This window comes from Paracoccus alkenifer (assembly GCF_900108405.1).
In the GTDB taxonomy this organism is placed as follows: domain Bacteria; phylum Pseudomonadota; class Alphaproteobacteria; order Rhodobacterales; family Rhodobacteraceae; genus Paracoccus; species Paracoccus alkenifer.
The window spans coordinates 355,543-376,803 of the sequence record NZ_FNXG01000003.1; the positions used below are offsets into that span (position 1 = coordinate 355,543).

19 protein-coding genes are annotated in these 21,261 nt (G+C 68.5%); 4 read left to right on the top strand and 15 right to left on the bottom strand.

Features of this window, described 5'->3' with window-relative positions:
- Positions 1 to 49 precede the first annotated feature (49 nt).
- The 11 genes from BLW83_RS10120 to BLW83_RS10170 form a co-directional block, all read right to left on the bottom strand.
- Positions 50 to 2,008: a MacB family efflux pump subunit gene (locus BLW83_RS10120; RefSeq protein ID WP_090848073.1), complete on the bottom strand. Its 1,959-nt coding sequence runs from the start codon at positions 2,006 to 2,008 to the stop codon at positions 50 to 52.
- Entirely contained in the window at positions 2,008 to 3,180 is a 1,173-nt protein-coding gene (locus BLW83_RS10125; RefSeq protein ID WP_090848074.1) for an efflux RND transporter periplasmic adaptor subunit, read from the bottom strand. Before BLW83_RS10125 ends, BLW83_RS10120 begins: the two co-directional genes overlap by 1 nt.
- A 202-nt stretch (positions 3,181 to 3,382) precedes the next feature.
- Positions 3,383 to 4,075, bottom strand: coding sequence for a phosphate regulon transcriptional regulator PhoB (phoB, locus tag BLW83_RS10130; RefSeq protein WP_090848075.1), 693 nt, complete (start codon positions 4,073 to 4,075; stop codon positions 3,383 to 3,385).
- Positions 4,060 to 4,800 carry a phosphate signaling complex protein PhoU gene (phoU, locus tag BLW83_RS10135; protein ID WP_090848186.1) on the bottom strand — a complete coding sequence of 247 codons (741 nt, stop codon included), beginning with the start codon at positions 4,798 to 4,800 and terminating at the stop codon, positions 4,060 to 4,062. The genes phoB and phoU overlap by 16 nt, the downstream gene beginning before the upstream one ends.
- Positions 4,801 to 4,811: 11 nt before the next feature.
- The gene (gene pstB, locus BLW83_RS10140; RefSeq protein WP_090848187.1) at positions 4,812 to 5,609 is read right to left on the bottom strand and encodes a phosphate ABC transporter ATP-binding protein PstB; all 798 of its coding nucleotides are present in this window, start codon (positions 5,607 to 5,609) and stop codon (positions 4,812 to 4,814) included.
- Between the two features lie 11 nt (positions 5,610 to 5,620).
- Positions 5,621 to 6,940 carry a phosphate ABC transporter permease PstA gene (pstA, locus tag BLW83_RS10145; RefSeq protein WP_090848076.1) on the bottom strand — a complete coding sequence of 440 codons (1,320 nt, stop codon included), beginning with the start codon at positions 6,938 to 6,940 and terminating at the stop codon, positions 5,621 to 5,623.
- Positions 6,937 to 8,121, bottom strand: a complete 1,185-nt coding sequence (gene pstC, locus BLW83_RS10150) for a phosphate ABC transporter permease subunit PstC (RefSeq protein ID WP_090848077.1) — start codon at positions 8,119 to 8,121, stop codon at positions 6,937 to 6,939. Before pstC ends, pstA begins: the two co-directional genes overlap by 4 nt.
- 69 nt (positions 8,122 to 8,190) lie before the next feature.
- Positions 8,191 to 9,213 (bottom strand): substrate-binding domain-containing protein, encoded by a 1,023-nt coding sequence (locus BLW83_RS10155; protein ID WP_090848078.1) that lies wholly within the window; start codon positions 9,211 to 9,213, stop codon positions 8,191 to 8,193.
- A gap of 136 nt (positions 9,214 to 9,349) precedes the next feature.
- Positions 9,350 to 10,417 carry an ATP-binding protein gene (locus BLW83_RS10160; RefSeq protein WP_090848079.1) on the bottom strand — a complete coding sequence of 356 codons (1,068 nt, stop codon included), beginning with the start codon at positions 10,415 to 10,417 and terminating at the stop codon, positions 9,350 to 9,352.
- A 318-nt stretch (positions 10,418 to 10,735) separates the two neighbouring features.
- On the bottom strand, positions 10,736 to 11,212 hold the full coding sequence (gene comJ / locus BLW83_RS10165) for a competence protein ComJ (protein ID WP_090848080.1): 477 nt from the start codon (positions 11,210 to 11,212) through the stop codon (positions 10,736 to 10,738).
- Between the two features lie 202 nt (positions 11,213 to 11,414).
- On the bottom strand, positions 11,415 to 12,473 hold the full coding sequence (locus BLW83_RS10170; RefSeq protein WP_177172542.1) for an extracellular solute-binding protein: 1,059 nt from the start codon (positions 12,471 to 12,473) through the stop codon (positions 11,415 to 11,417).
- Positions 12,474 to 12,832: 359 nt separating this feature from the next.
- Here BLW83_RS10170 and BLW83_RS10175 point away from each other — a divergent pair, with 359 nt between their 5' ends.
- The 4 genes from BLW83_RS10175 (at position 12,833) to BLW83_RS10190 (ending at position 17,229) form a co-directional block, all read left to right on the top strand.
- Positions 12,833 to 14,350, top strand: a complete 1,518-nt coding sequence (locus BLW83_RS10175) for an amidohydrolase family protein (protein ID WP_177172543.1) — start codon at positions 12,833 to 12,835, stop codon at positions 14,348 to 14,350.
- Positions 14,351 to 14,364: 14 nt separating this feature from the next.
- Positions 14,365 to 15,753: an MmgE/PrpD family protein gene (locus BLW83_RS10180; RefSeq protein ID WP_090848083.1), complete on the top strand. Its 1,389-nt coding sequence runs from the start codon at positions 14,365 to 14,367 to the stop codon at positions 15,751 to 15,753.
- A gap of 59 nt (positions 15,754 to 15,812) precedes the next feature.
- Positions 15,813 to 16,313: a nucleoside deaminase gene (locus tag BLW83_RS10185; RefSeq protein ID WP_218139112.1), complete on the top strand. Its 501-nt coding sequence runs from the start codon at positions 15,813 to 15,815 to the stop codon at positions 16,311 to 16,313.
- A 136-nt stretch (positions 16,314 to 16,449) separates the two neighbouring features.
- Positions 16,450 to 17,229 carry a GntR family transcriptional regulator gene (locus BLW83_RS10190; RefSeq protein WP_177172544.1) on the top strand — a complete coding sequence of 260 codons (780 nt, stop codon included), beginning with the start codon at positions 16,450 to 16,452 and terminating at the stop codon, positions 17,227 to 17,229.
- Positions 17,230 to 17,317: 88 nt separating this feature from the next.
- Here the strand turns inward: BLW83_RS10190 and BLW83_RS10195 are convergent, their stop codons facing one another.
- The 4 genes from BLW83_RS10195 to BLW83_RS10210 are packed head-to-tail and all read right to left on the bottom strand — an operon-like array spanning position 17,318 to position 21,244.
- The gene (locus BLW83_RS10195) at positions 17,318 to 18,094 is read right to left on the bottom strand and encodes an aspartate/glutamate racemase family protein (RefSeq protein WP_090848085.1); all 777 of its coding nucleotides are present in this window, start codon (positions 18,092 to 18,094) and stop codon (positions 17,318 to 17,320) included.
- Positions 18,091 to 18,864 (bottom strand): aspartate/glutamate racemase family protein, encoded by a 774-nt coding sequence (locus tag BLW83_RS10200; protein WP_090848086.1) that lies wholly within the window; start codon positions 18,862 to 18,864, stop codon positions 18,091 to 18,093. The genes BLW83_RS10195 and BLW83_RS10200 overlap by 4 nt, the downstream gene beginning before the upstream one ends.
- 30 nt (positions 18,865 to 18,894) lie before the next feature.
- The gene (locus tag BLW83_RS10205) at positions 18,895 to 20,295 is read right to left on the bottom strand and encodes an FAD-dependent oxidoreductase (protein WP_090848087.1); all 1,401 of its coding nucleotides are present in this window, start codon (positions 20,293 to 20,295) and stop codon (positions 18,895 to 18,897) included.
- A gap of 55 nt (positions 20,296 to 20,350) precedes the next feature.
- Entirely contained in the window at positions 20,351 to 21,244 is an 894-nt protein-coding gene (locus BLW83_RS10210) for an isocitrate lyase/PEP mutase family protein (protein WP_090848088.1), read from the bottom strand.
- Positions 21,245 to 21,261: the final 17 nt, after the last annotated feature.

The window sequence follows — 21,261 nt, forward strand, 5'->3', positions numbered from 1 at the left end:
AGCCCGGATGGAACACCCGCTGGCCGGTTTGTGCAAGATGCAGGGGGGGTCAGTCGCGGCTCAGCGCGACGACGGGATCCAGCTGCGCGGCGGCGCGGGCCGGCAGGAACCCGAACATCACGCCGATCGCGGTCGAGGACAGGAACGCCGCCACGATCGACAGGGTCGAGAAACTCAGCCTCATGACATCCGTCAACGACCCGGCCAGCATTCCGCCGCCGATCGCCAGCGCCACCCCCAGCACCCCGCCGATAAGACAGACCAGCACCGCCTCGATCAGGAATTGCGCGGTGATGTCCGAGCGCCTTGCGCCCACGGCGATGCGGACGCCGATTTCGCGGGTGCGCTCGGTGACCGAGACCAGCATGATGTTCATCACCCCGATGCCGCCCACAATCAGCGAGATGACGGCGATGGCCGCCACCAGAACCGTCATGGTGCGCGTGGTCGAGGTCAGCGTCTCGCGGATCGTGTCGCTGTTTTGCAAAAAGAAATCCTGCACACCGTGGCGCGACAGCATCAGCGCGGAAATCTGCTGCTGCGCCTGCGCCATGTCGTGGCCGTCGGCGATCTGCACCCCGATGCTGCTGAGATGCCGCTGCCCCGACACCCGCGACATGACCGTGGTATAGGGCATCCACACGTTCAGCGAACTTGGCCCGAACGAGGCGCCGCCCGCCCGCACCACGCCGATCACCCGCACAGGCACCTGCCCCAGATGCAGCACCTCGCCGGTCGGGTCCGCGCCGCGCTCGAAAAACGCGTCGCGCGTGTCTTCGTCGATGACGGCGACCTGGGAAAGCGTCGCGATGTCGGCCGCGTCAAAGATGCTGCCCGCCACGGTCACATAGGAATGCAGCGCGAAATATTCGCCGCTGACCCCGCTGATCTGCGCGCTGGCGCTGGTGGCGCCATGGCGCACGGTGGCGCTGGCCGAAACCGCGGGCGACACCCCCGCGGCGTAATCCTGCAACGCCAGCGCCGCGGCGTCCGAGGGGACCAGCGTCTCGATCCGTCCCGCGTTGCGGGCGCCGAACCCCGATCCCGCCCGCACGGTGATGGTGTTGGTGCCCAGCGACGAGATGTTTTCCAGCACCTTTTCCTGACTGCCGGACCCCAGCGCGACCACCAGCACGACCGAGGCGATGCCGATGATGATGCCGAGCATGGTCAGGAAACTGCGCATCCGGTGCGCCATCATGGCGATAAGCGCCATGCTCAGCGCCTCGCGCAGGCGGGTCGCGGCGGAAAATGCCGCGCCGGCCCGGCGAGGGGTCGCTGCGCGAGCAGCCCTGCCGCCATTGTCGGGGGGGCTGCCGCTGTCGGCCACGATGCGGCCGTCGCTGATCTCGATGGTGCGATGGGCATGGGCCGCCACCTTGGGATCGTGGGTCACGATGATGATCGTGTGGCCCTGCCGGTGCAGTTCCAGCAGCAGGGCGATCAGCTCGGCGCTGCTTTTGGTGTCCAGCGCGCCGGTGGGTTCGTCGGCAAGGATCACCTCGCCGCCGTTCATCAGCGCCCGCGCGACCGAGACCCGCTGCTGCTGCCCGCCCGACAGTTCGGACGGGCGATGGTCCAGCCGGTCCGCCAGACCCAGACGACCCAGCAATTCGCGCGCCCGGGCGCGGCGCGGCTCGCGGCCGGCGCCGGCATAGATCGCGGGCACCTCGACATTGCCGACGGCGTCCAGATCGCCCAGCAGCTGATAGCGCTGAAAGATAAAGCCGAAATGCTCGCGCCGCAGCCCGGCGTATTCGTCGGGTTCAAGCGCGCCCACATCGCGGCCGCCGAAATGATAGCTGCCGCTGCTGGGCCGGTCGAGACAGCCCAGGATGTTCATCAACGTGGACTTGCCCGAACCCGAGGCGCCCATGATCGCCACCAGCTCGCCCGCCCTGATATCCAGGTCGATGTCGCGCAGCACGGTGATGGTTTCCGCGCCGGCGGCAAAGCTGCGGGTGATGCCGCGCACCGAGATCAGCGGCGGCTGCGCGCCGGTGTCCATCAGAACATCCTCGGCGGCCGCATCCGTTCCCCTGCCGCGGCTCTGGCGGGGGCGGGGGCGGCGGTGCCGGTCACGACGCGCTCGCCCTCGGCCAGCCCGTCGCGGATCTCGGTGACGACCTTGTCGCTAAGGCCGGCCACGACCTCGCGCCGGGTGGCCGAACCGGTGACGGGGTCCATGATCTCGACATACTGGCCGGCGCGGTCCCGTTTCACGGCGGCTGCGGGCACGGTCAGGACGTCCTCGGCGCGGTCCAGCTCGATCGAGACCTCGGCGGTCATGCCGATGCGCAGGCGCCCCTCGGGGTTTTCGACCTCAAGCAGGCCGTTGTAATAGATCGCCCGGTCCGACGAGATGGTGTCGCTGCTTTCGATTTCGGTCGGCGCGGGTTCGATGTCGCGCACCACCGCCTGAAAGGGCCGGTCGCTCGCGCCCAGCGTGGTAAAGGAAACGCTTTGCCCCGACGCGACATTCATCACGTCGGCCTCGGAAATCTCGGCCTTGACCAGCATCGTGGACAGATCGGCGATCTTGACGATGGTCGGGGCGGATTGCGCCGCGTTGACCATCTGGCCCTGCTTGACCAGGATCGCCACCACCGTGCCCGCGATCGGCGCGGTGATCTGCGTGCGTTCCAGCGCCACCCGCGCGGTCGAGACGGTGACCTCGGCGCTGGCCTTTTGCGCGTGCAGCGCGTCAAGGTCGGCGCGATAGATCAGCACATCGGCGGTGGCGGTGTCGAGCGCCTCTTTCGACGCGATATTCTGCGCCTGCAACGCCTGCTGCCGGGCCAGCACCCGCTCGCCGCGTTCCAGCGTGGCCTCTTTCGCGGCGATCTGGGCATCGATGCCGGCCAGCGCGGCCTCGGCCTGCAACAGGGCGTTCTGCTGGTCCTGGGAATCGATGCGGGCGATCACCTGACCGGCCTTGACCTGCTGGCCCAGCACCACGGCAAGGGTTTCCACCTGCCCCGACACCCGCGCGCCCACGCTGACCAGCTGGCGCGCCTCAAGCATCCCCGACGCAAGGACCGAGCGGGTGACCGTGCCGCGCTGCACCGGCGCAAGGCTGGGCACCGGCGCCGGTGCGCTGCCCGCAAACAGCAGCCAGCCCCCGACCCCCGCCGCCACGACGGCGGCAAGCACCGCCAGATGCATCCTGCGCAGCTTCATGCCGGTCTCCGTTTCCACGCGGGCATGGCCGCCCCTGCCGGGCAGCCAGCGGCCCCGGAATACCGGGGCGCGCCCTTTGGCGGATCATTGCCACAGGCCGCAAGGCCCGTCCATTGCGCGCGCTGTCACAAAGCCGCGGCAATTTGTGATGGGACGAAAGGGGTTGCGGCCGGCGTGCCGCGGTGCCGGGAACCGGCCGGGGTCAGCCCAGCGCGTAGCCCGCGCCGCGAACGGTGCGCAGCAGGTCGTCGCCCCCGTGCTGGCACAGCGCCTTGCGCAGCCGCCCGACATGCACATCGACGGTGCGCGATTCGACGTGGATGTCGCGGCCCCAGACCCGGTCCAGCAGCCGTTCGCGGCTAAGCACCTGCCCCGGCTTTTCCATCAGCGTGGCCAGCAGGCGGAATTCGGTCGGGCTCAGCTCGATCTCGTGGCCGGCGCGGGTGACGCGGTGGGTCTCGGCGTCCAGCCGCAGGTCGCGGAATTCAAGCACCGCGCCGGCGGCGGCGGGATGCGCCCGCCGCAGGTTGGCGCGGATACGGGCCATCAGCTCGGCCACGGAATAGGGCTTGCCCACATAATCGTCGGCGCCGGTTTCCAGCCCGCGCACCCGGTCGGGCACGTCCAGCCGCGCCGACAGCATGATCACCGGGATCGCACGGGTGGCGGGGTCGGACTTGAGCCGACGGCAGACCTCGATCCCCGACAGCTTCGGCATCATCCAGTCCAGGATCACCAGATCGGGCGGGTTTTCCGCGACCAGCAGCATCGCCTCTTCGCCGTCGCCGGCCTCGGCCACCTGATAGCCCTCGGCCGCAAGGTTATAGGCGATCACGTCGCGCTGCGCCGGTTCATCCTCGACCAGCAGGATCAGCGGCTTTACGGCGACTGCCATGCGCCCTCCTGCGTGTGGTCGCCGGCGGCCAGCGCGGTGTGGTCGGCCTTGGGGCGTTCGTCGTCGGGCAGGTTGCCGGTGATCAGATAGATCACCTGCTCGGCAATGCCGGTGATGTGGTCGCCCATGCGCTCGATGTTCTTGGCGATGAAATGCAGGTGCATGCAGGCGGTGATGTTGCGCGGATCCTCCATCATGTGGGTCAGGAATTCGCGAAACAGGGTGTTATACATCTGGTCCACGTCGTGATCGCCCAGCCGCACCTGCTCGGCCAGTTCAAGGTCGCGCTGGATGAATGCGTCCAGCGCGTTCTTCATCTGCAACCGCACCGCGTCGCCCATGCGCCGGATCGACCCCGAGGCGCCGTCGATCGCCGGCATCTGCGCCAGAACGGTGGAACGCCGCGCCAGGTTCTTGGCGTAATCGCCGCAGCGTTCCAGCGCCGCCGCGATCTTCATCGTGGCCAGCACATAGCGCAGGTCCGACGCCGTGGGCGCACGCAGCGCGATCAGCCGCGCGGTCTCGATGTCGATCTGTTCCTCCAGCGCGTCGATGGCCTTGTCGCCGCGGCGCACGGCCTCGGCCAGATCCTCGTCGCGGGTTTCCAGCGCGCGGATCGCGTCCACCACTGCGGCCTCGACCAGCCCGCCCATGCGCGCCAGCAGCGCCTCGATGGTTTCCAGGTCGCGGTCAAAGGCCGTGACGATATGCTGTCGCCTGTCCATCATGCCCTCCGTCACCCGATCCGTCCGGTAATATAGTTTTCCGTGCGCGGATCGACAGGGTTGGTAAAGACCGTTTCGGTGTCGCCGTATTCCACCAGCTCGCCAAGGTGAAAGAAAGCCGTGTGCTGGCTGACCCGCGACGCCTGCTGCATCGAGTGGGTGACGATCACCACCGAGAACTGGTCGGCAAGCTCATGGATCAGTTCCTCGATCTGCGCGGTGGCGATGGGGTCCAGCGCGGAACACGGCTCGTCCATCAGCAAGACCTCGGGCGAGGTGGCGATGGCGCGGGCGATGCACAGCCGCTGCTGCTGCCCGCCCGACAGGCCCGTGCCCGCGTCGTGCAGCCGGTCCCTGACGTCGTTCCACAGCGCCGCCCGGCGCAGGGATTTTTCCACCACCACGTCCATATCGGCGCGCGAACGCGCCAGCCCGTGGATGCGCGGGCCGTAAGCCACGTTGTCGTAAATGGATTTCGGAAAGGGGTTGGGCTTCTGGAACACCATCCCCACCCGCGCCCGCAGCTGCACCGGATCGACGCGGGGGTCGTGGATATCCTCGCCGTCCAGCCGGATATCGCCCAGCACCCGGCAGCCGGGGATGGTGTCGTTCATCCGGTTCAGGCAGCGCAGGAACGTCGATTTCCCGCAGCCCGACGGGCCGATAAAGGCCGTCACCGCCCGGTCGGCAATGTCGATATCGACATCGCGCAGCGCGTGGGTGGTGCCGTAAAACACCTGCACCCCCCGCGCGCTGACCTTGCCGGCCGCCTCGGCCGCCACGGATTGCGCCATCCCCATGTCATACATCAGAGCCTCCATCACCAGCGGCGCTCGAAACGCCGGCGCAGCAGGATCGCCGCTGCATTCATCACCAGCAGGAACCCCAGCAGCACGATGATCGCGCCCCAGGCCCGTTCGACAAAGGCCGGGTCCGCGCGCTGGGTCCAGTTGTAGATCTGCGCCGGCAGCGCCGGGGCGGGGTCGAAAAAGCCCTCGGGCGGGGCGGCGGGAAATTCGCGCACGAATGCGACCATCCCGATCAGCAGCAAGGGCGCGGTTTCGCCCAGCGCCTGCGCCAGCCCGATGATGGCGCCGGTCAGGATGCCGGGGGCGGCCAGCGGCAGCACGTGGTGAAACACCGCCTGCATCCGCGACGCCCCCACCCCCAGCGCCGCATCGCGGATCGAGGGCGGCACGGATTTCAGCGCCGCGCGGGTGGCGATGATGATAGTGGGCAGGGTCATCAGCGTCAGCACCAGCCCGCCGACGATGGGCGCCGACTGCGGCAGCCCGGCAAAGTTGATGAAGATGGCCAGCCCCAGCACCCCGAACACGATCGAGGGCACCGCCGCCAGATTGGCGATGTTCACCTCGATCAGGTCGGTCCAGCGGTTCCTGGGCGCGAATTCCTCCAGATAGATCGAGGACGCGACGCCGATCGGCAGCGCCAGCCCCAGCACGATCAGCATCATATAGGCCGAGCCGAGGATCGCGACGCCCAGCCCCGCCGCCTCGGGGCGCAGGTCGGATGCATCGGGGGCGGTCAGGAAACCGGGGTTGAGGTCGCGCGACAGCATCCCCCGCGCCAGCATCCGGTCCGCCAGCAAAAGCTGCTGCGGGGTGACGTTGCGGTCCAGCTGCGCGCTGTCCATGGTCACCCGGCCCTTCAGATAGCCGTCGATGCGGCCGTTCGCCAGCAGCGAGACCTCGATGGTCCCGTCCACCAGCGCGGGATCGGCCAGCACCTTGTTGCGCAGCTGCGCCGGGGCCTCTTTCGACAGCATCGCCGCGATTTCGGCGTCGGTCAGCGGCAGCTCGATGCCGGCCTGCGCGATTGCGTCCCGCAGCGCCGCCTCGATCACCTTGCCATAGGCGATGGTGGTGACCTTGCGCATGGCCGCCGGATCGCGGCCCCCCAAAGGATCCAGCGCGGCCCCGGCCAGCGTGACGGGGATGTGGATCCGCGTCTGCCAGAACGCCCCCAGCCCCGAAGACAGCACCGAGGACAGCAACAGCAGCAGCGCCGCCACGCCCACCAGCACCGCGCCCAGGCCATAGGCGCGGAACCGCGCCTCGGCCGCGCGGCGCCGCGCGGTGCCGGGGTCGCTGGCGAATAATGACTGTTGGGGGATGCTCATTCGTATTGCTCCCGATAGCGGCGCACGATGGCCAGGGCGGCAATGTTCAGCCCCAGCGTGATCACGAACAGCGTCAGCCCCAGCGCGAATGCGACCAGCGTTTCCGGGGCGGCAAAGTCGTTGTCGCCGGTCAGCTGGCTGACGATCTTGACGGTGATGGTGGTCATCGCCTCGAACGGGTTGAGGCTGAGCCGCGCGGCCGCCCCTGCCCCCAGCACCACGATCATCGTCTCGCCGATGGCGCGGCTTGCGGCCAGCAGCACCGCGCCGACGATGCCGGGCAGCGCCGCGGGCAGGATCACCTGCCGGATGGTTTCCGAACGGGTGGCCCCCAGCGCAAAGGCCCCGTCGCGCAGCGACTGCGGCACCTGGCTGATGATGTCGTCGGACAGCGACGACACAAACGGGATCAGCATGATCCCCATCACCAGCCCCGCCGTCATCACCGAGGACGCGCTGCTGCCCAGCCCCAAGGGCTGCGCCAGCCAGTCGCGCAGCAGCGGCCCGACGGTGATCAGCGCGAACAGCCCATAGACGATGGTCGGGATCCCGGCGAGGATTTCCAGCGCCGGCTTGACCAGCGCCCGCATCCTCCGCCCGGCATATTCCGACATGTAGATCGCCGCGAACAGCCCCACCGGCACCGCAAAGCCCAGCGCGATCAGGCTGATATACAGCGTCCCCCACAGCAGCGGCAGGATGCCCAGCTGCGAGCGCCCCTGGAACTGCGGCGCCCAGATGGCCGAGAAAAAGAACTCGCGCCAGTCATAGAGGGTAAAGAAATGCCGCGTCTCGAACAGCATCGACAGCACGATGCCCGCGGTGGTGGCGATGGCGATGGTCGAGGCGAGGATCAGCACCGCCATCATCCCGCGCTCGACCGCGTTGCGGGCGCGGAAATCGGGGGTGTTGCGGCGCAGCGCCCAGATCAGCGCACCCAGCGCCAAGGCCAGCGCCGCGGCGGCGGCGACCGGCCCGGCCTGCCCGGCCAGCAACAGCAGCAGATACAGCAGCAGCGCCGGGGCCAGCGTCATCTGCACCGCCGCCCAGCCGTAATGTGCGGGCAGCGAATGCAGGGCGCGGTGATCGCCCGCGGCCGCGGACAGCACCCGCGCGCGGCCAAGGGCATAGGCGGCACCGGCCAGCGCCAGCACTGCGGTGACAAGCCAGAATGGGGACACTTGGACCTCCGGTCGGCAGGCTCGGCGATCCGGCACGCCGCCGGATCGCCCTGGTTTCGGCCTTGGGGATCAGTCCAGCGCGGTCTCGTCCGCGACCACCGCCTGCGCTTTCGCCAGCTCGGGGTCGGGCACCAGCCCGTATTCCGCCAGCGGGCCGCCGGGACCGGCGATCTCGTCCGAGACGAACAGCTCGGCGTAGTCCTTGAGCCCGGGGATCACGCCGATATGTGCCTTTTTGACGTAGAAGAACAGCGGCCGCGACACCGGGTATTCGCCCGACGCGATGGTCTCGGTCGAAGGGGTGACCCCGTTCATCGTCGCGACTTGCAGCTTGGAGGCGTTGTTTTCGTAAAAGGACAAGCCAAAGACGCCGATACCTTCCTTGTTGCTGTCGATGCGCGACAGGGTTTCGGTATAGTCCCCGTCGATCTCGACCGCGCGGCCGTCGGTGCGCAGGGTGGTGCAGGTCTTGGCGGCATCGTCACCGACCAGCGCAGCCAGCGCCTGTTCGGCGCCGCTGTCCTTGCAGCCGCGCTCGATCACGTTCAGGTCGAACACCTCGCGGGTGCCGTGCTTGGTGCCGGGGATAAAGGCCATGATCGGCTGCGCGGGCAGGTCCGGGTTCACCTGATCCCAGCTGGTGGCGGGGTTCGTGACCAGCTTGCCGTCCACGATCACCTGCGCGGCCAGCCCCCGATACCAGTCGGCCGGGGTAAAGGCGAAGGCATTGCCCCCGATGTCCGAGGCAAAGACGATGCCGTCATAGCCGAACTGCACCTCGATGATGTCGGCGACGCCGGCGGCGCGGCAGGCCTCGATCTCGCTGTCCTTGATGCGGCGCGAGGCGTTGGCGATGTCGACGGTGTTTTCGCCCACGCCTTCGCAGAACTTCTTGAGCCCCGCCGAAGAGCCGCCGGATTCGACCACCGGGGTCGGAAATCCGGCGCTTTCGCCAAAGATCTCAGCGACGATGGTGGCATAGGGCAGCACGGTGGACGACCCCGCCACCTGCACCTGGTCGCGGGCGGCGGCAGCGCCGGCCGACACGGCCAGAATGGCAAGGATCGAGGCAGTCTGTCTGATGCAGGACATACGGTCTTCCTGTTCGTATCACGCACGACCGTCGGGGTGACGGTCGATGCGGGCAGGTCTAGCGCCCGGCTGCAACGGTTTGACGACGGTTCTGTAACGGTTCGATGAAGATTGCAGCCGCAGCAAACCGGCTGCGTCAGGCGGTCGGCAGGAACACCGAAACCGTGGTGCCGCGGCCCCGTTCGCTGGCGATGGCCAGCCGGCCGCGGTGGCGATTGACGATATGCTTGACGATGGCCAGCCCCAGCCCGGTGCCGCCCTGCTCGCGCGAGCGCGCGCGGTCCACGCGATAGAACCGCTCGGTCAGCCGCGGCAGGTGCTGGGGCTCGATCCCCTCGCCCTGATCGGCCACGTCGATGCGCAACATCCCCTCCGCCTGCTCGGGGCAGAGCCTGACGGTGACGCGCCGGCCCAGAGTGTCGTATTTGACCGCGTTCTCGATCAGGTTTTGCAGCAGCTGCGTCAACTGGTCGGCATCGGCGGGAATCGGGGGGATGCCCGGGGGCGCCGCCAGCTCCAGCACCACCCCCGCGGCCTCGGCCTGCGGACGCAGCGTGTCGGTCACATCGCGCGCCAGCTCGGCCACGTCCACCGGGGTGGTGGGGCGGCGGCGTTCCTCGGCCTCGGTCCGCGACAGCGACAGCAGGTCGCGCACCAGCCGTGCCATACGCTGCGCCTCGTGCTGCATCGCGGTCAGAAAGCGGTCGCGTGCGGCGGGATCGTCGCGGGCCGCCCCCCTGAGCGTGTCGATGATGCTGACCAGCGTGGTCAGCGGGCTGCGCAGCTCGTGGCTGACATTGGCCACGAAATCGCGGCGGAAACTGCCGATGAGTTCCTGTTCGGTGATGTCCTGAAAGGCGCAGAGCGCATCGTGGCGGCCGCCATTCGGCACCGGGGTGACCGTGACCAGCCAGGTCACCCTGGACCGCGGCCCCATGACCTCGTAATGCGCCTGCCCCCCGACGCCTTCGCGCAGCGCCTTGCCGATGGCGGCCAGCAGCGCCGGCTGGCGCAGGCCGATGGCATGGTGGCGCCCGACCTGCCCGGCGCCCAGCAGCGCAAGCCCCGGGGCGTTGGCGGTAACGATGCGGTCCTCGGCCCCGATCAGCACCATCGGCAGCGGCACGGCGGCCAGAATCCCGTCCAGCTGTGCTTTGTCCACCCCCAGCCCCCACGCTGCCCGATCCGGCCCAAGCCCCGGCATGTTCCGTTTCCTGACCTATCGCGGCAACAGCGGCAAGACAGGGACGCGGCTCGCCGCCCGGCGACCGCCCCCGCGCCCTGGCGACGGCAGCGGCGGCAGGCGCGGGCATGGCACCGGGGCCTGGACCCGGGAGGCGCCTTGTCTTTCACACCATCGACCGCGGCTTGTTTGTAGCCGGGGGCGCTGCCCCCGGACCCCCGGGATATTTCTGCAAGGAAGAAAGGGCTGCGGTGGCGCGGGCGAAATGGGGGGCGGAATTTTTGTGATTGCCGACGACGCCACAACCCGGCGGGTGGACGGGTCGTTGCCCGGCAGGCGCTACTGTCCGGCCGGAAACGCAGGCTCGGCGTCGCGGCGCAGCACCTGGTCGGCGGTGATGTCCCCGCCGCGTTTCAGGACGCGAAAGCCGGGGGCGTCGTCGGCGGTAAAGCTCAGCCGCAGCAGATAGGCGTAGTCCGGGTCGGCAAGCCCCTGATAGGTCACGATATAGTTGCCCATGGGCACCGCGACCGGGGTAGGGTCGAAGATATTGCCGATCCGCAGCGGACCGGTCACCCGAAACGGCACCTGCACCGCCCACAGCGCCTGCGGGTCCAGCGCCGCGTCGGGGCTGAGTTCGACCTGAAGCCGCGAGCCGCCGTCGTGGTCGGGAACACCAAAGGACACCAGCCCCTGGGACCACGCGAAGCCCTGGGCGACGTGATCATCGGTCCACAGCAGCCCGGGGGCGGGCTGGTCGCCGATCTCGACGACAATCTGCGTATAGTCGATGGTCACGGGGAAATCTGCCAGCATCTCTGCCCTCATCGGTTGCAACTGCGGCCAAGCGGCGCGGCCACCATGAGGATTCCGCCAACCGCGCCGTGTCGCAAGGCTTTTCCGCGGGCGGCGTCCCGTTCGTGGCGCCGGCGTCACTGGGCCGCAGGCGAGCAGGCAAGGCTTCCTGCCGCCGGCCGGGGCGCGGCGGCAGGGATGACAGGGATGACGGGGCCGGCGCTCAGCGCGACAGCCAGTTGCTGAACTGCTCGTTCACCAGATCGCCGTATTCCGTCCAGAAATCGGTGTCATGTTTCACCGCAGTGGCAAAATTCGGCTCGTAGGTCGACAGATACGGGTGCATCTCGGGGTCGACCAGCGCCATGGCGGACTGTCGCGCCGGCGCATAGGGCATCAGATTGGCGAATGCCGCCTGGCTTTCGGCCGATTGCGCGAAACGCACATAGTCGAAGGCCAGGTCGAGCACCGGCGTCCCGCGCGGAACGATCATCATGCCCGTGGTCCACATCTGGTCACCCCATGCCAGCTTGAACGGCTGGTTTTCCTGCTCGATCGCGGCGTGGAAGCGGCCGTTGTGGCCGATGGTCATCGCCACCTCGCCATCAGCCAGAAGCTGGGTGCCCTGCGCCGAGGTGTCATACCACACCGACAGATCCCGGACCCGGTCCAGCACGGCCAACGCGCGTTCCACCCCCTCGGGGGTCTTGAGCACCTCGTAGATCTGGTCCTTGGCCACGCCGTCGCTGATCAGCGCCAGTTCCAGCGTGCCGCGGGCCGCTTTCAGAAAGCCGCGCCGGACGGGAAACCTGTCGCGGTCGAAAAGATCGGTGACGCTGGTCGGTTCGGCATCGGGAAAGAACTTGGGATCATAGGCCAGCAGCCACGAATAGATCGCGCTGCCGACGCCGCATTCATGCAGCGTGCCGGGATAGAAATCCTCGGCCGCCGGGGTGCCGTCCAGACCGGGCGGCAGCGTTTCCAGCGGGAAAGGCTCCAGCAGATCGTTGTCGCAGCCGATCGCCGCCTCGGGGGGATTGGCCTCAAGCACGTGCCACTGGATATTGTTGCTTTCGACCTGGGCCATCACCTGCGCCAGCCCGCCGGTATAGCTTTCCATCTGGATGGTGATGTCGCGGTCTGCGGTGAACGGCTGGTTGAAAGCCTTTTCCATGGCGGCGCTATGCGCCCCGCCCCAGCCCACCACCACAAGGTCGCGCGCCGCGGCACTGCCCGCGGCCAGCCCAAGCGCGACACTCGCCAGGATCATCGGGTATTTCATCAAGTTCCTCCCTTCGCTCTGTGTTTTCCGCTTGCCGGCGCCCCGATAGGGAAGCCATGGCCGGCAAGAGATCGGATGGTTCCTGTCGGCCGGCCCGTTTCCCGGGATTGCGCCGCCGAACTGCCCGGAGTGGCCGGGATTCCCCCTCATCGGCCCCTCACTAAGAGTTGATAATGTAAAATTATACGTTTATGACATTGAGTCAATGATAGAAGTGCAAGAGCCGCAATTCGGCTTTTGAAACGGAAACTGCGGGTGAAATCGCGGATATGCGGTCGCCGTCCATCTGGCGCCATCGTCCCGCCCCACCCGGCGCTGCCGGTCCGCCGGCGGGAATCGCAAAACCGGAGGTGATTTCGATGACAGCAGAATTCCCCGGCGCTGGCGCCTTGCAGAACAGCGGCAGGATCAGTTGCATCCGGCAGGCGGAATGGCTGGTCGCCTGGGACGGGGTGCGGAATGATTTCCATTATCTGCGCGGCGCCGACCTGGTGTTTCGCGGCGACAGCATCCTGCATGTCGGCGGGCATTTCGACGGGAAGGTCGATCATGAAATCGACGGGCGGCAGATGCTGGTGTTGCCGGGGCTGATCAACACCCATTACCATTCGAACGTGACGATGATCCGCAAAGGGATCACGCAGGATGCCTGCAATTACCTGCTGCCGTCATTCTATCAGAACGTGAATATCTTGCAGCCCGCCGAAACCGCCAAGGCGGCGGGCACCGCCTTTGGCATCGGGCAGCTGCTGTGCGGCGGCACCACCACGCTGATGGATTGGGTCGCACCCTATGACGGCTGGCTGGACACGCTGGCCGCGACCGGGGCGCGGGTCTATGCGGCGCCGTTCTTCACCTCGGCGGAATGGTCGGTAAGCGACCACCGGCTGCTGCGCTATCGCTGGCTGCCCGACAACGGCCACGCGCTGTTCGATCATGCGCAGGCAGTGATGGACGCGGCCGAGGCGCATCCCAGCGGCCGGCTTGCCGCCATGGTCGCCCCGTCCGAGCTTGAGGCGACCACCCCCGACCTGCTGCGCCAAAGCCATGCGCTGGCTCGGCAGACGGGACGGCCCTTTCACGTCCATGCGGCCGAAAGCGCCCGCGAATATGCCGAGTTCCTGGCCCGCCACGGGACAAGCCCGATCCAATGGGCGGCGCAGATCGGGTTGCTGGGGGAAAACAGCGCCATCGGCCACGGGCTATATCTCGACCACCACTCGGACCTGCACGCGCCGGCGCACCGCGATCTTGGGCTGCTGGCCGAGACCGGCACCACGGTGACCCACTGCCCCACCGTTTTCGCGGCGCAGGGCGAGGGGATGGAGGCGCTGAGCGACTATCTTGCCGCCGGAGTGAACGTCACCCTTGGCAACGACACCTATCCGCACGGCATGTTGCAGGAAATGAAGCTGGCGGTGCTGGTCTCGCGCCTGAAATCGCGCCGCGACCTCGGCCGCGCAACCCATCCCTCGACCCAAGGCTACAGCCTGGGCGCGGGCGAGATCTTCCGGGCCGCCACCTGCGGCGCGGCGGATTATCTGGGCCGGCCCGACCTTGGGCGGCTGGCCCCGGGGTGCAAGGCGGATTTCTTTACCGTCGATCTGACCGACCCCGGGATGATGCCGCTGCACGATCCGCTGCGCAGCCTGATCTATTGCGCGGGCGACCGGGCCGTGCGCGACGTCTATGTCGGGGGAACGCAGGTCGTCGCCGGGGGCGAGCTGCTGACGCTTGACCTGCGCGGACTGGGCGCCGGGCTGACGGCCCCGCAGGCGGCGATGTGCGCGGCCGTCGCCAGCAGACCCGACGCGGCCGGACGCTCGGCGGATGAGTTGTGGCCGCTGTCGCTGCCGGTCGCCAAGCAAACCCCCTGAACAGAGACGGAATCATGGACCCCCACGCCCAAGCCCCCTCGCACACCCCCGACCTTGACCAGCTTGCCGATTTCCTGGCGGATTTCCCCGCGGCCGAATTGCCCCCCGAGGTGGTGGCGCGCACCAAGCTGATCATCGCCGATTGCGTCGGCGCCATCGTCGGCGGCGCCGCGGAACCCGAGATGGCGGCGCTGACCGGGGCGCTGGCCGCCCCCGACAGCGGGTCCGCGCTGGTGATCGGCACCGGCCACATGGTCCCCGCCGAACGCGCCGCCCTGCTCAACGGCACCGCCGGCACCTGGCTGGAGATGGACGAAGGCAACCAGTTCAGCCGCGGCCACCCGGGAATGCACGCCCTGCCCGCCGCCTTTGCGCTGGCCGAAACCCGCCACGCCACCGGCATGGCGCTGCTGGCGGCGGTGGCGCTGGGGTATGAGGCCGGCGCCCGCGTCGGCATCGGCACGCGGCTGCGCCCCACCATGCACCCGCATGGCACCTGGGGGGTGATCTGCGCCGCCGTCGCCGCCGGGCGCATCGGACAGGTCGATGCGGCGGGGATGCGGGGCCTGCTCAACATGGCGCCGACGCTCAGCCTTGCCACCAGCCGGCGGACCATGCTCGAAGGGGCGACGGTGCGCAACAGCTTTACCGGGCTTGCCGGGCAGACCGGGGTGCTGTGCCTGGCCATGCTGGGCGCGGGGGTGACCGGCGAGCGCGACGGGATCGGCCATGTCTTCGGCCGGGTCGCCGGCGAGGATTTCGATCCCCGCGCGCTCAGCGACATGCTGGGCAGCCGGTGGGAGGTCACCCGCAACTATTTCAAGATGCACGCCTGCTGTCGCTACAACCACGCCGCGCTCGACGCGGTGCAGCTGATCCTTGCGGGCGAGGGCGGCGAGATCGACCCCGATACCGTGGCGCGGATCGAGGTGGACAGCTATTCGCTGGCGGTCGAGCTGGCCGACCCGGCGCCGGCCAATACGCTGGCGGCGAAATTCTCGCTGCCCTTCGCGATCGCGACGACGCTGATCCATCGCGACAGCGGGGTGCACAGCTTTACCTGGGACGCGGTGCGCGATCCGGCCATCGCCCGGCTGGCGGCGCGGGTGGTGCTGCGCGAGGATCCGGCGATGACCGCGCGCCTGCCCGACCAGCGCCCGGCGCGCGTGCGGATCACCCTGCACGACGGGCAGGTGCTCGAGGCCGCGACAAGGACCAACCGCGGCGACTGGTCCGACCCCTATTCCCCGGACGAGATCCGCGACAAATACATGTCCCTTGCCACCCGCTGCTGGAGCGTGCCCCACGCCGAGGCGGTCCATGCCCGGATCATGGACCTAGACCGGCTGGACGATGTCGCGGCCCTGGGGCAGCTGATGCGCAATCCGACGCGGGCGGCGTGACCCGCCCCGCCCCCCCGCCCCCCCGGCCCCCGGCAACCCCCTTTGGACAAGAGGCAGGAATGACCACCCCCACCGAACTGATGGACACCGTGATCGAGATGTCGCGCGGCGCGCTTGAAACGCCGGGCCAGCGCCCCTTTGCCGCCATCGTGGTGCGCGAGGGCCGGATCATCGGCCGCGGCATCAACCGCGTCGCCGAACGCTCGGACCCGACGGCGCATGGCGAGGTCGAGGCGATCCGCGATGCCTGCGCCAGCCACGGGCCCAGCCTTGCCGGCTGCGATCTCTATACCTCGTGCGAGCCGTGCATCATGTGCGTCGCCGCCGCGGAACTGGCCGGGATCTCGCGCATCTTCTATGCGGCGTCCTTTGCCGGCGCGGGCAAGGCGCTGGCGCCGCTGTGGCCGGATTTCGTCCCCCGCTACACCGCGGCGCAGGCGCATGTTTGCCAGCCGCTTGACCAGCGCCCCGACCGCGCCATCCAGATCGGCGAAGAACCCGCCACCGCCATCCTCAAGGAATGGGCGCAGCGGATGGCGGACTCTGCGCAAAAGACATGACGATATGACGACGGATCCTTGACGCTTTCGCCGTTTGCCGCAAGATTGGCTGCCGGACACAATGACCGGCAGCGGCCCGACGCCCGCGGCGGACCCAGAACCGGCGGCCGGCCGCACAGCCATGAAAGGTAACCCGATGAGCGAGGTGGTTTCACCGACGCCGCTTTACCATCGTGTTTACGCGGTGATGCGCGAGCGTATCGTCAACGGCTATTACCCCGAGAACATCCCCGTCCCCAGCGAGGCCGAGCTGGCCGAAAGCTTTGCGGTCAGCCGCATCACCATCCGCAAGGCGATGGAGATCCTGGCGGCCGAGGGGCTGGTGACGCGGATGCGCGGGCGCGGCACCTTTGTCACCGACCGCGCCCAGCGCACGCAGCTGAACCGCACGGTGGTGTCGAACGTCAACGGCCTGTTCAGCTATCTGAACGCGGTGGGCGAAAGCACCCGGTTGCGGGTCATCAGCCTGGACCGGGGCGAGGCGCCGCCGCGCATCGCCCGGCTGATGGGAATGGCCCCCGATGCCGAGGTGGTGCGCGCGATCCGGGTGCGCGAGCTGGACGGGCGCCCCTATTCGCTGTCCATGGCCTATCTGCTGCCCGAGATCGGCGTTCAGATCAGCGCCGAGGACATGGCGCACACCACCATGATCCATCTGGTCCAGCAGGCCGGGGCCAGCGTCGAGCAGGTCGAGCAGGTGCTGACCGCGACCCTGGCCGACGAACACGCCGCCCAGCATCTGGGGGTTCCCATCGGCTCGCCGCTGATGCGGTTGATCCGGGTGTTCGTCGATGCGCGGCTGGGGCCGTTCTACGCCGCCGAGATCCTCTATTGCGCCGACCGCTACGAATACCGCGTCTCGCTGAAGCGCGAGCCGGGCAAGGATTTCCTGCTGCACGACACCCCGTCAGAGTAAGCGGCCATAGTTGGGGGGGGGGCGGGCCGGGCGACCCCGGTCCCGCCTTGGTCATGCCTTGTTGGTCATGCCTTGGCCCGCAGCGCCCTTAGCCCGCAGCGCCGGTCTCGGCCCGGGCGCCTGCTCGCATCATCCGGTGCAGCATGTCCAGCCGCGGCTCGACCGGGGCGGGATAGGCGGCGCGGCCATGGGTCAGGCCCAGCGCCAGAAAGGTCTCGATCAGCTTGTAGCTGAGCGGGCCGGGATTGACGACCGGCACCGGCAGTTCCGCCGCCAGATATTCCGCCGCCTGATGCATGGTGGTCGAGCCAAGGCAGATGACGTCGGCGCCGTCCTCGTCGATGCAGCGCATCGCCACCTCGCGCATCTTCGGGAACACCGCATCTTCCTTGCCGGTCAGCAGATTGGCGAAATCCGGCGGCTGGTTCAGGCTGCGGACCGAGGCGCACTGCCCCTCGAACCCGTATTCGCGGATCACCTTGCGATAGCGCGGCAAGGCCGGGTCCCATTGCGCCAGCACCGAAAACCGCGCGCCCAGCGTCAGCGCATACAGCATCGACGCCTTGCCCGCCCCGATCACCGGAATATCCAGCACGGAACGCAGCGCCGCCATGCCGCCATCCGACATGGTGTCGATGCAGACCGCATCGAAGCCTTCGGCCTGCGCATTGCTGCCGGCCTCGAAGATCGCCAGATCCATCAGCCCCCAGTCATGCGGCGACATGAAGGATGTCGGCCCGCAGGCCACCGGGCGATAGGTCAGCGCCCAGCCCTCGGGCAGCGGCACATGCGCCGATTGCGCCTGACGGTTGGCCAGCCCCGCCGCGTCCAGCGCAAAGGGCACGATCACAAGGATACGGGTCATTGCGCGCTCTCCAGACAGGCCGCGCCGGCATAGCCGATGGCGCGGATCATGGCGTGTTTGGGGGCCAGCGGCGCGGGCCATGTGGTGCGGGAATGGCCCAGCCCCAGATCCAGCGCGACCGAGGCCAGCTTGTAGCTGAGCGGGCCGGGGTTGATCACCGGCACATCGACGCGCTCGGCCAGCCAGGCATGGGCCTCGTGCATGGTGGTCGAGCCGAGGATCAGCACCTGCGCCCCGTCCTCGTCGATGCAGCGCCGGGCGGCGGCCAGCAGCAGCGGCAACACCTCGTCCTCTTTGCCCGACAGCAGCGCCTTGTTGTCGGGGGTGACGCCAAGGCTGCGCAGCGAGGCGCATTTATGCGCCATCCCCAGCTCGGCCAGCGTGCGGGTATAAAGCATCCGCCAGCGGTCCCACATCATCAGGATCGAGAAACTGTCGCCCAGCATCTGCGCCACCAGCATGGCATGGCGCCCCGGTCCGATCACCGGGATCGTCAGCATCGAGCGCAGCATCGCCATGCCGCTGTCGGACATGGTGTCGATGCAGACCGCGTCATAGCCCTCGGCCTGCGCATCCAGCCCGGCATCGAGGATCGAGAAATCCGCCAGCGCCATGTCGTGCTGGCTGGAATAGTTCCTGGGGCCGACCCGCACGGCACGATAATGGAACGCAATCCCCGGCCCCAGATCGACGGCGCCCAGCTGCGCCTGCCGGCGCGCCAGATCGTCGTCGCCCATGGGAAAGGGCACGATCACCAGCACCTTCTTCACCCTCTCCTCCTCCTCCAAGTCATGCGCGGGCTAGGCGCCGGCCGCGATGCGCGCGGCGCTGATCCCGGCCAGCCGGCCAAAGGCCGTCGCCGACAGCAGGCCGTTGCCCGAAAGATAGCCATAGTTCGAATCGCCCGAGATCCCGCGGGCGGCGCCGCCGCCTGCCATCAGGTTGGGCAGGGGGGCGCCATCCTCGCGCAGCACCCGCGCGTCCGCGTCGATGACCAGCCCGCCCTGGGTGTGAAACAACGCCCCGTTCACCTTGACCGCCAGATATGGCGCCCTCAGCAGGTCGCCCGCGCCAAAGCGGCGGCCAAAGCGGTCGGGCGTCCCGCTGGCGGCGGCCTCGGCGATCGCATCGAATTCGGCCTTCAGTGCGGCCGGCGGCAGGCCGGTCGCGGCGGCCAGTTCCTCAAGCGTGTCGGCGGTCTTGACCGCGCCCAGCTTGCGGATCTCGCGGTAGTCGTGGAAATCCAGCGCCGCCGTCTCGCAGCGCGCGTCATAGATGTCCCAGGCGACATGGCCGGGCTGGGCGGCCACCTCGGCCCCGTGTTCCGAATAGCCGCGCATCTCGTTGGAAAAGCGGCGCCCCTCGGTGTTCACAAGAATGCCGCCCTGCGTCACCACCGCCCAGGACAGCGGCAGCGAATGGGGATGGGCGACCGAGCCATGGCCCTGATAGGCGCCCATGTCGGCCACCGCCGCGCCGAGGCTCAGGCCCCATTTCACCGCGTCGCCGGTGTTCGACATATGCCCGCAGCATTCGGCGTCGGCGATCTCGGGGATATGGCGGCGCACCATGTCCGCATCGCCCGCAAAGCCGCAGCAGGCCAGCACCAGCGCCTTGCAGCCCAGCGTTTCCAGCGCGCCGTCGGGGCGGCGGAACCGCAGCCCCCTGACCCGGCCTTGCGTGTCGGCGAAAAGATCCTCGACCGAGGCGCCGGTGATCAGGTCGATCCCCGCGGCCGACACCGCCGACAGCAGCGCCTGTTCAAGGTCGGCGCCGGTGCGGCTTTTCGGCCCGTGCATCCGCATCCGCGAATGGCCGGGATAAAGGAAACCTGTCACCAGCTCGAACTCGATGCCGTGGGTTTCGGTCAGCCAGTCGATCATCGGCCCCGAGGTCCGCGCGGCCAGCAGCGCCATGTCGGGGGGCGTGCGCCCATCGGTCTTGGCAATGATGTCGCCGGCGAAAACCTCGGGGCTGTCGTCGATCCCGGCCTGCGCCTGCAAGCGGCTGCCCGCCGCCGGGATCAGCCCCGCCGACAGCGAGGTCGAACCCTGCGGGCTCGCGTCGCGTTCAAGGATCATCACCTCGGCCCCGGCATCATGCGCGGCCAGCGCGGCGACCAGGCCGCAGGCGCCCGCGCCGACCACCACGACCGGCATTTCGGCGTCAAACTCGACATGTTCGGCGGAAAGAACAGCCATATCGGACCTTTCACCTTGGCAAGGGCGGCGCACAGGGGCTGCGCGCCGCGGTGTTTCAATACTCGGTGCGATGCTCGGGCGAGGTGCCATAGCGGGCTTCGAGTTCCTGGATCTCGGCCATGCGGGCGGTGTCGAAGAATTGCTTGAAGCTCATCACCCCCGGCGCGACCGAGGCGATGGTTTCCTCGGCCCTGAGCACCTCAAGCGTGCGCCGCGCCGCTTCCAGCGCGGACAGCAGCAGCCAGTTCGGATAGATGATCAGCTTGAATCCCAGCGCCTCGATCTCGGCCCTTGTCAGGAACGGCGTCTTGCCCGAGGTCGCCATGTTGTAAAGCAACGGCACCCCCGGAAACCGCGGCGCGATATGGGGCAGGTCGTCGGGCAGCGGGCTTTCGACAAAGATCACGTCGGCGCCGGCCTCGCGATACATCGCGGCGCGGTCCAGCGCGGCCTCGCGCCCGTGGACCGCCAGCGCATCGGTGCGGGCGATGACGACGAAATCGGGATCGACGCGGGCATCGACCGCGGCCTTGACCTTGGCCACCATGTCCTCGGCCGCGATCAGCTGCTTGCCGGCCAGATGGCCGCAGCGCTTGGGCAGCACCTGATCTTCCAGATGCACCGCGGCGACGCCGCCACGTTCGTAAAGCTGGATGGCACGGCGCACGTTCAGCGGCCCGCCAAAGCCGTTGTCGGCGTCCGCGATCAGCGGCAGGTCGGCCGCGTCGGCGATGCGGGTGGCGTTGTCCACCATCTCGGTCATGGTCAGCAGCCCGACATCGGGATAGCCCAGCCGCGTGGCCGAAGTCCCCGCCCCGGTCATGTACATGGCCTCGAACCCGGCCTCGGCGACCAGCCTTGCATACATGGCATCGACCACCCCGGGGGCCATGACGGCGCGGTCCCCCGAAAGGGCCTGGCGCAGGCGGCGCGTGCGTGTCAGCGACATGAGTATCTCTCCATTTC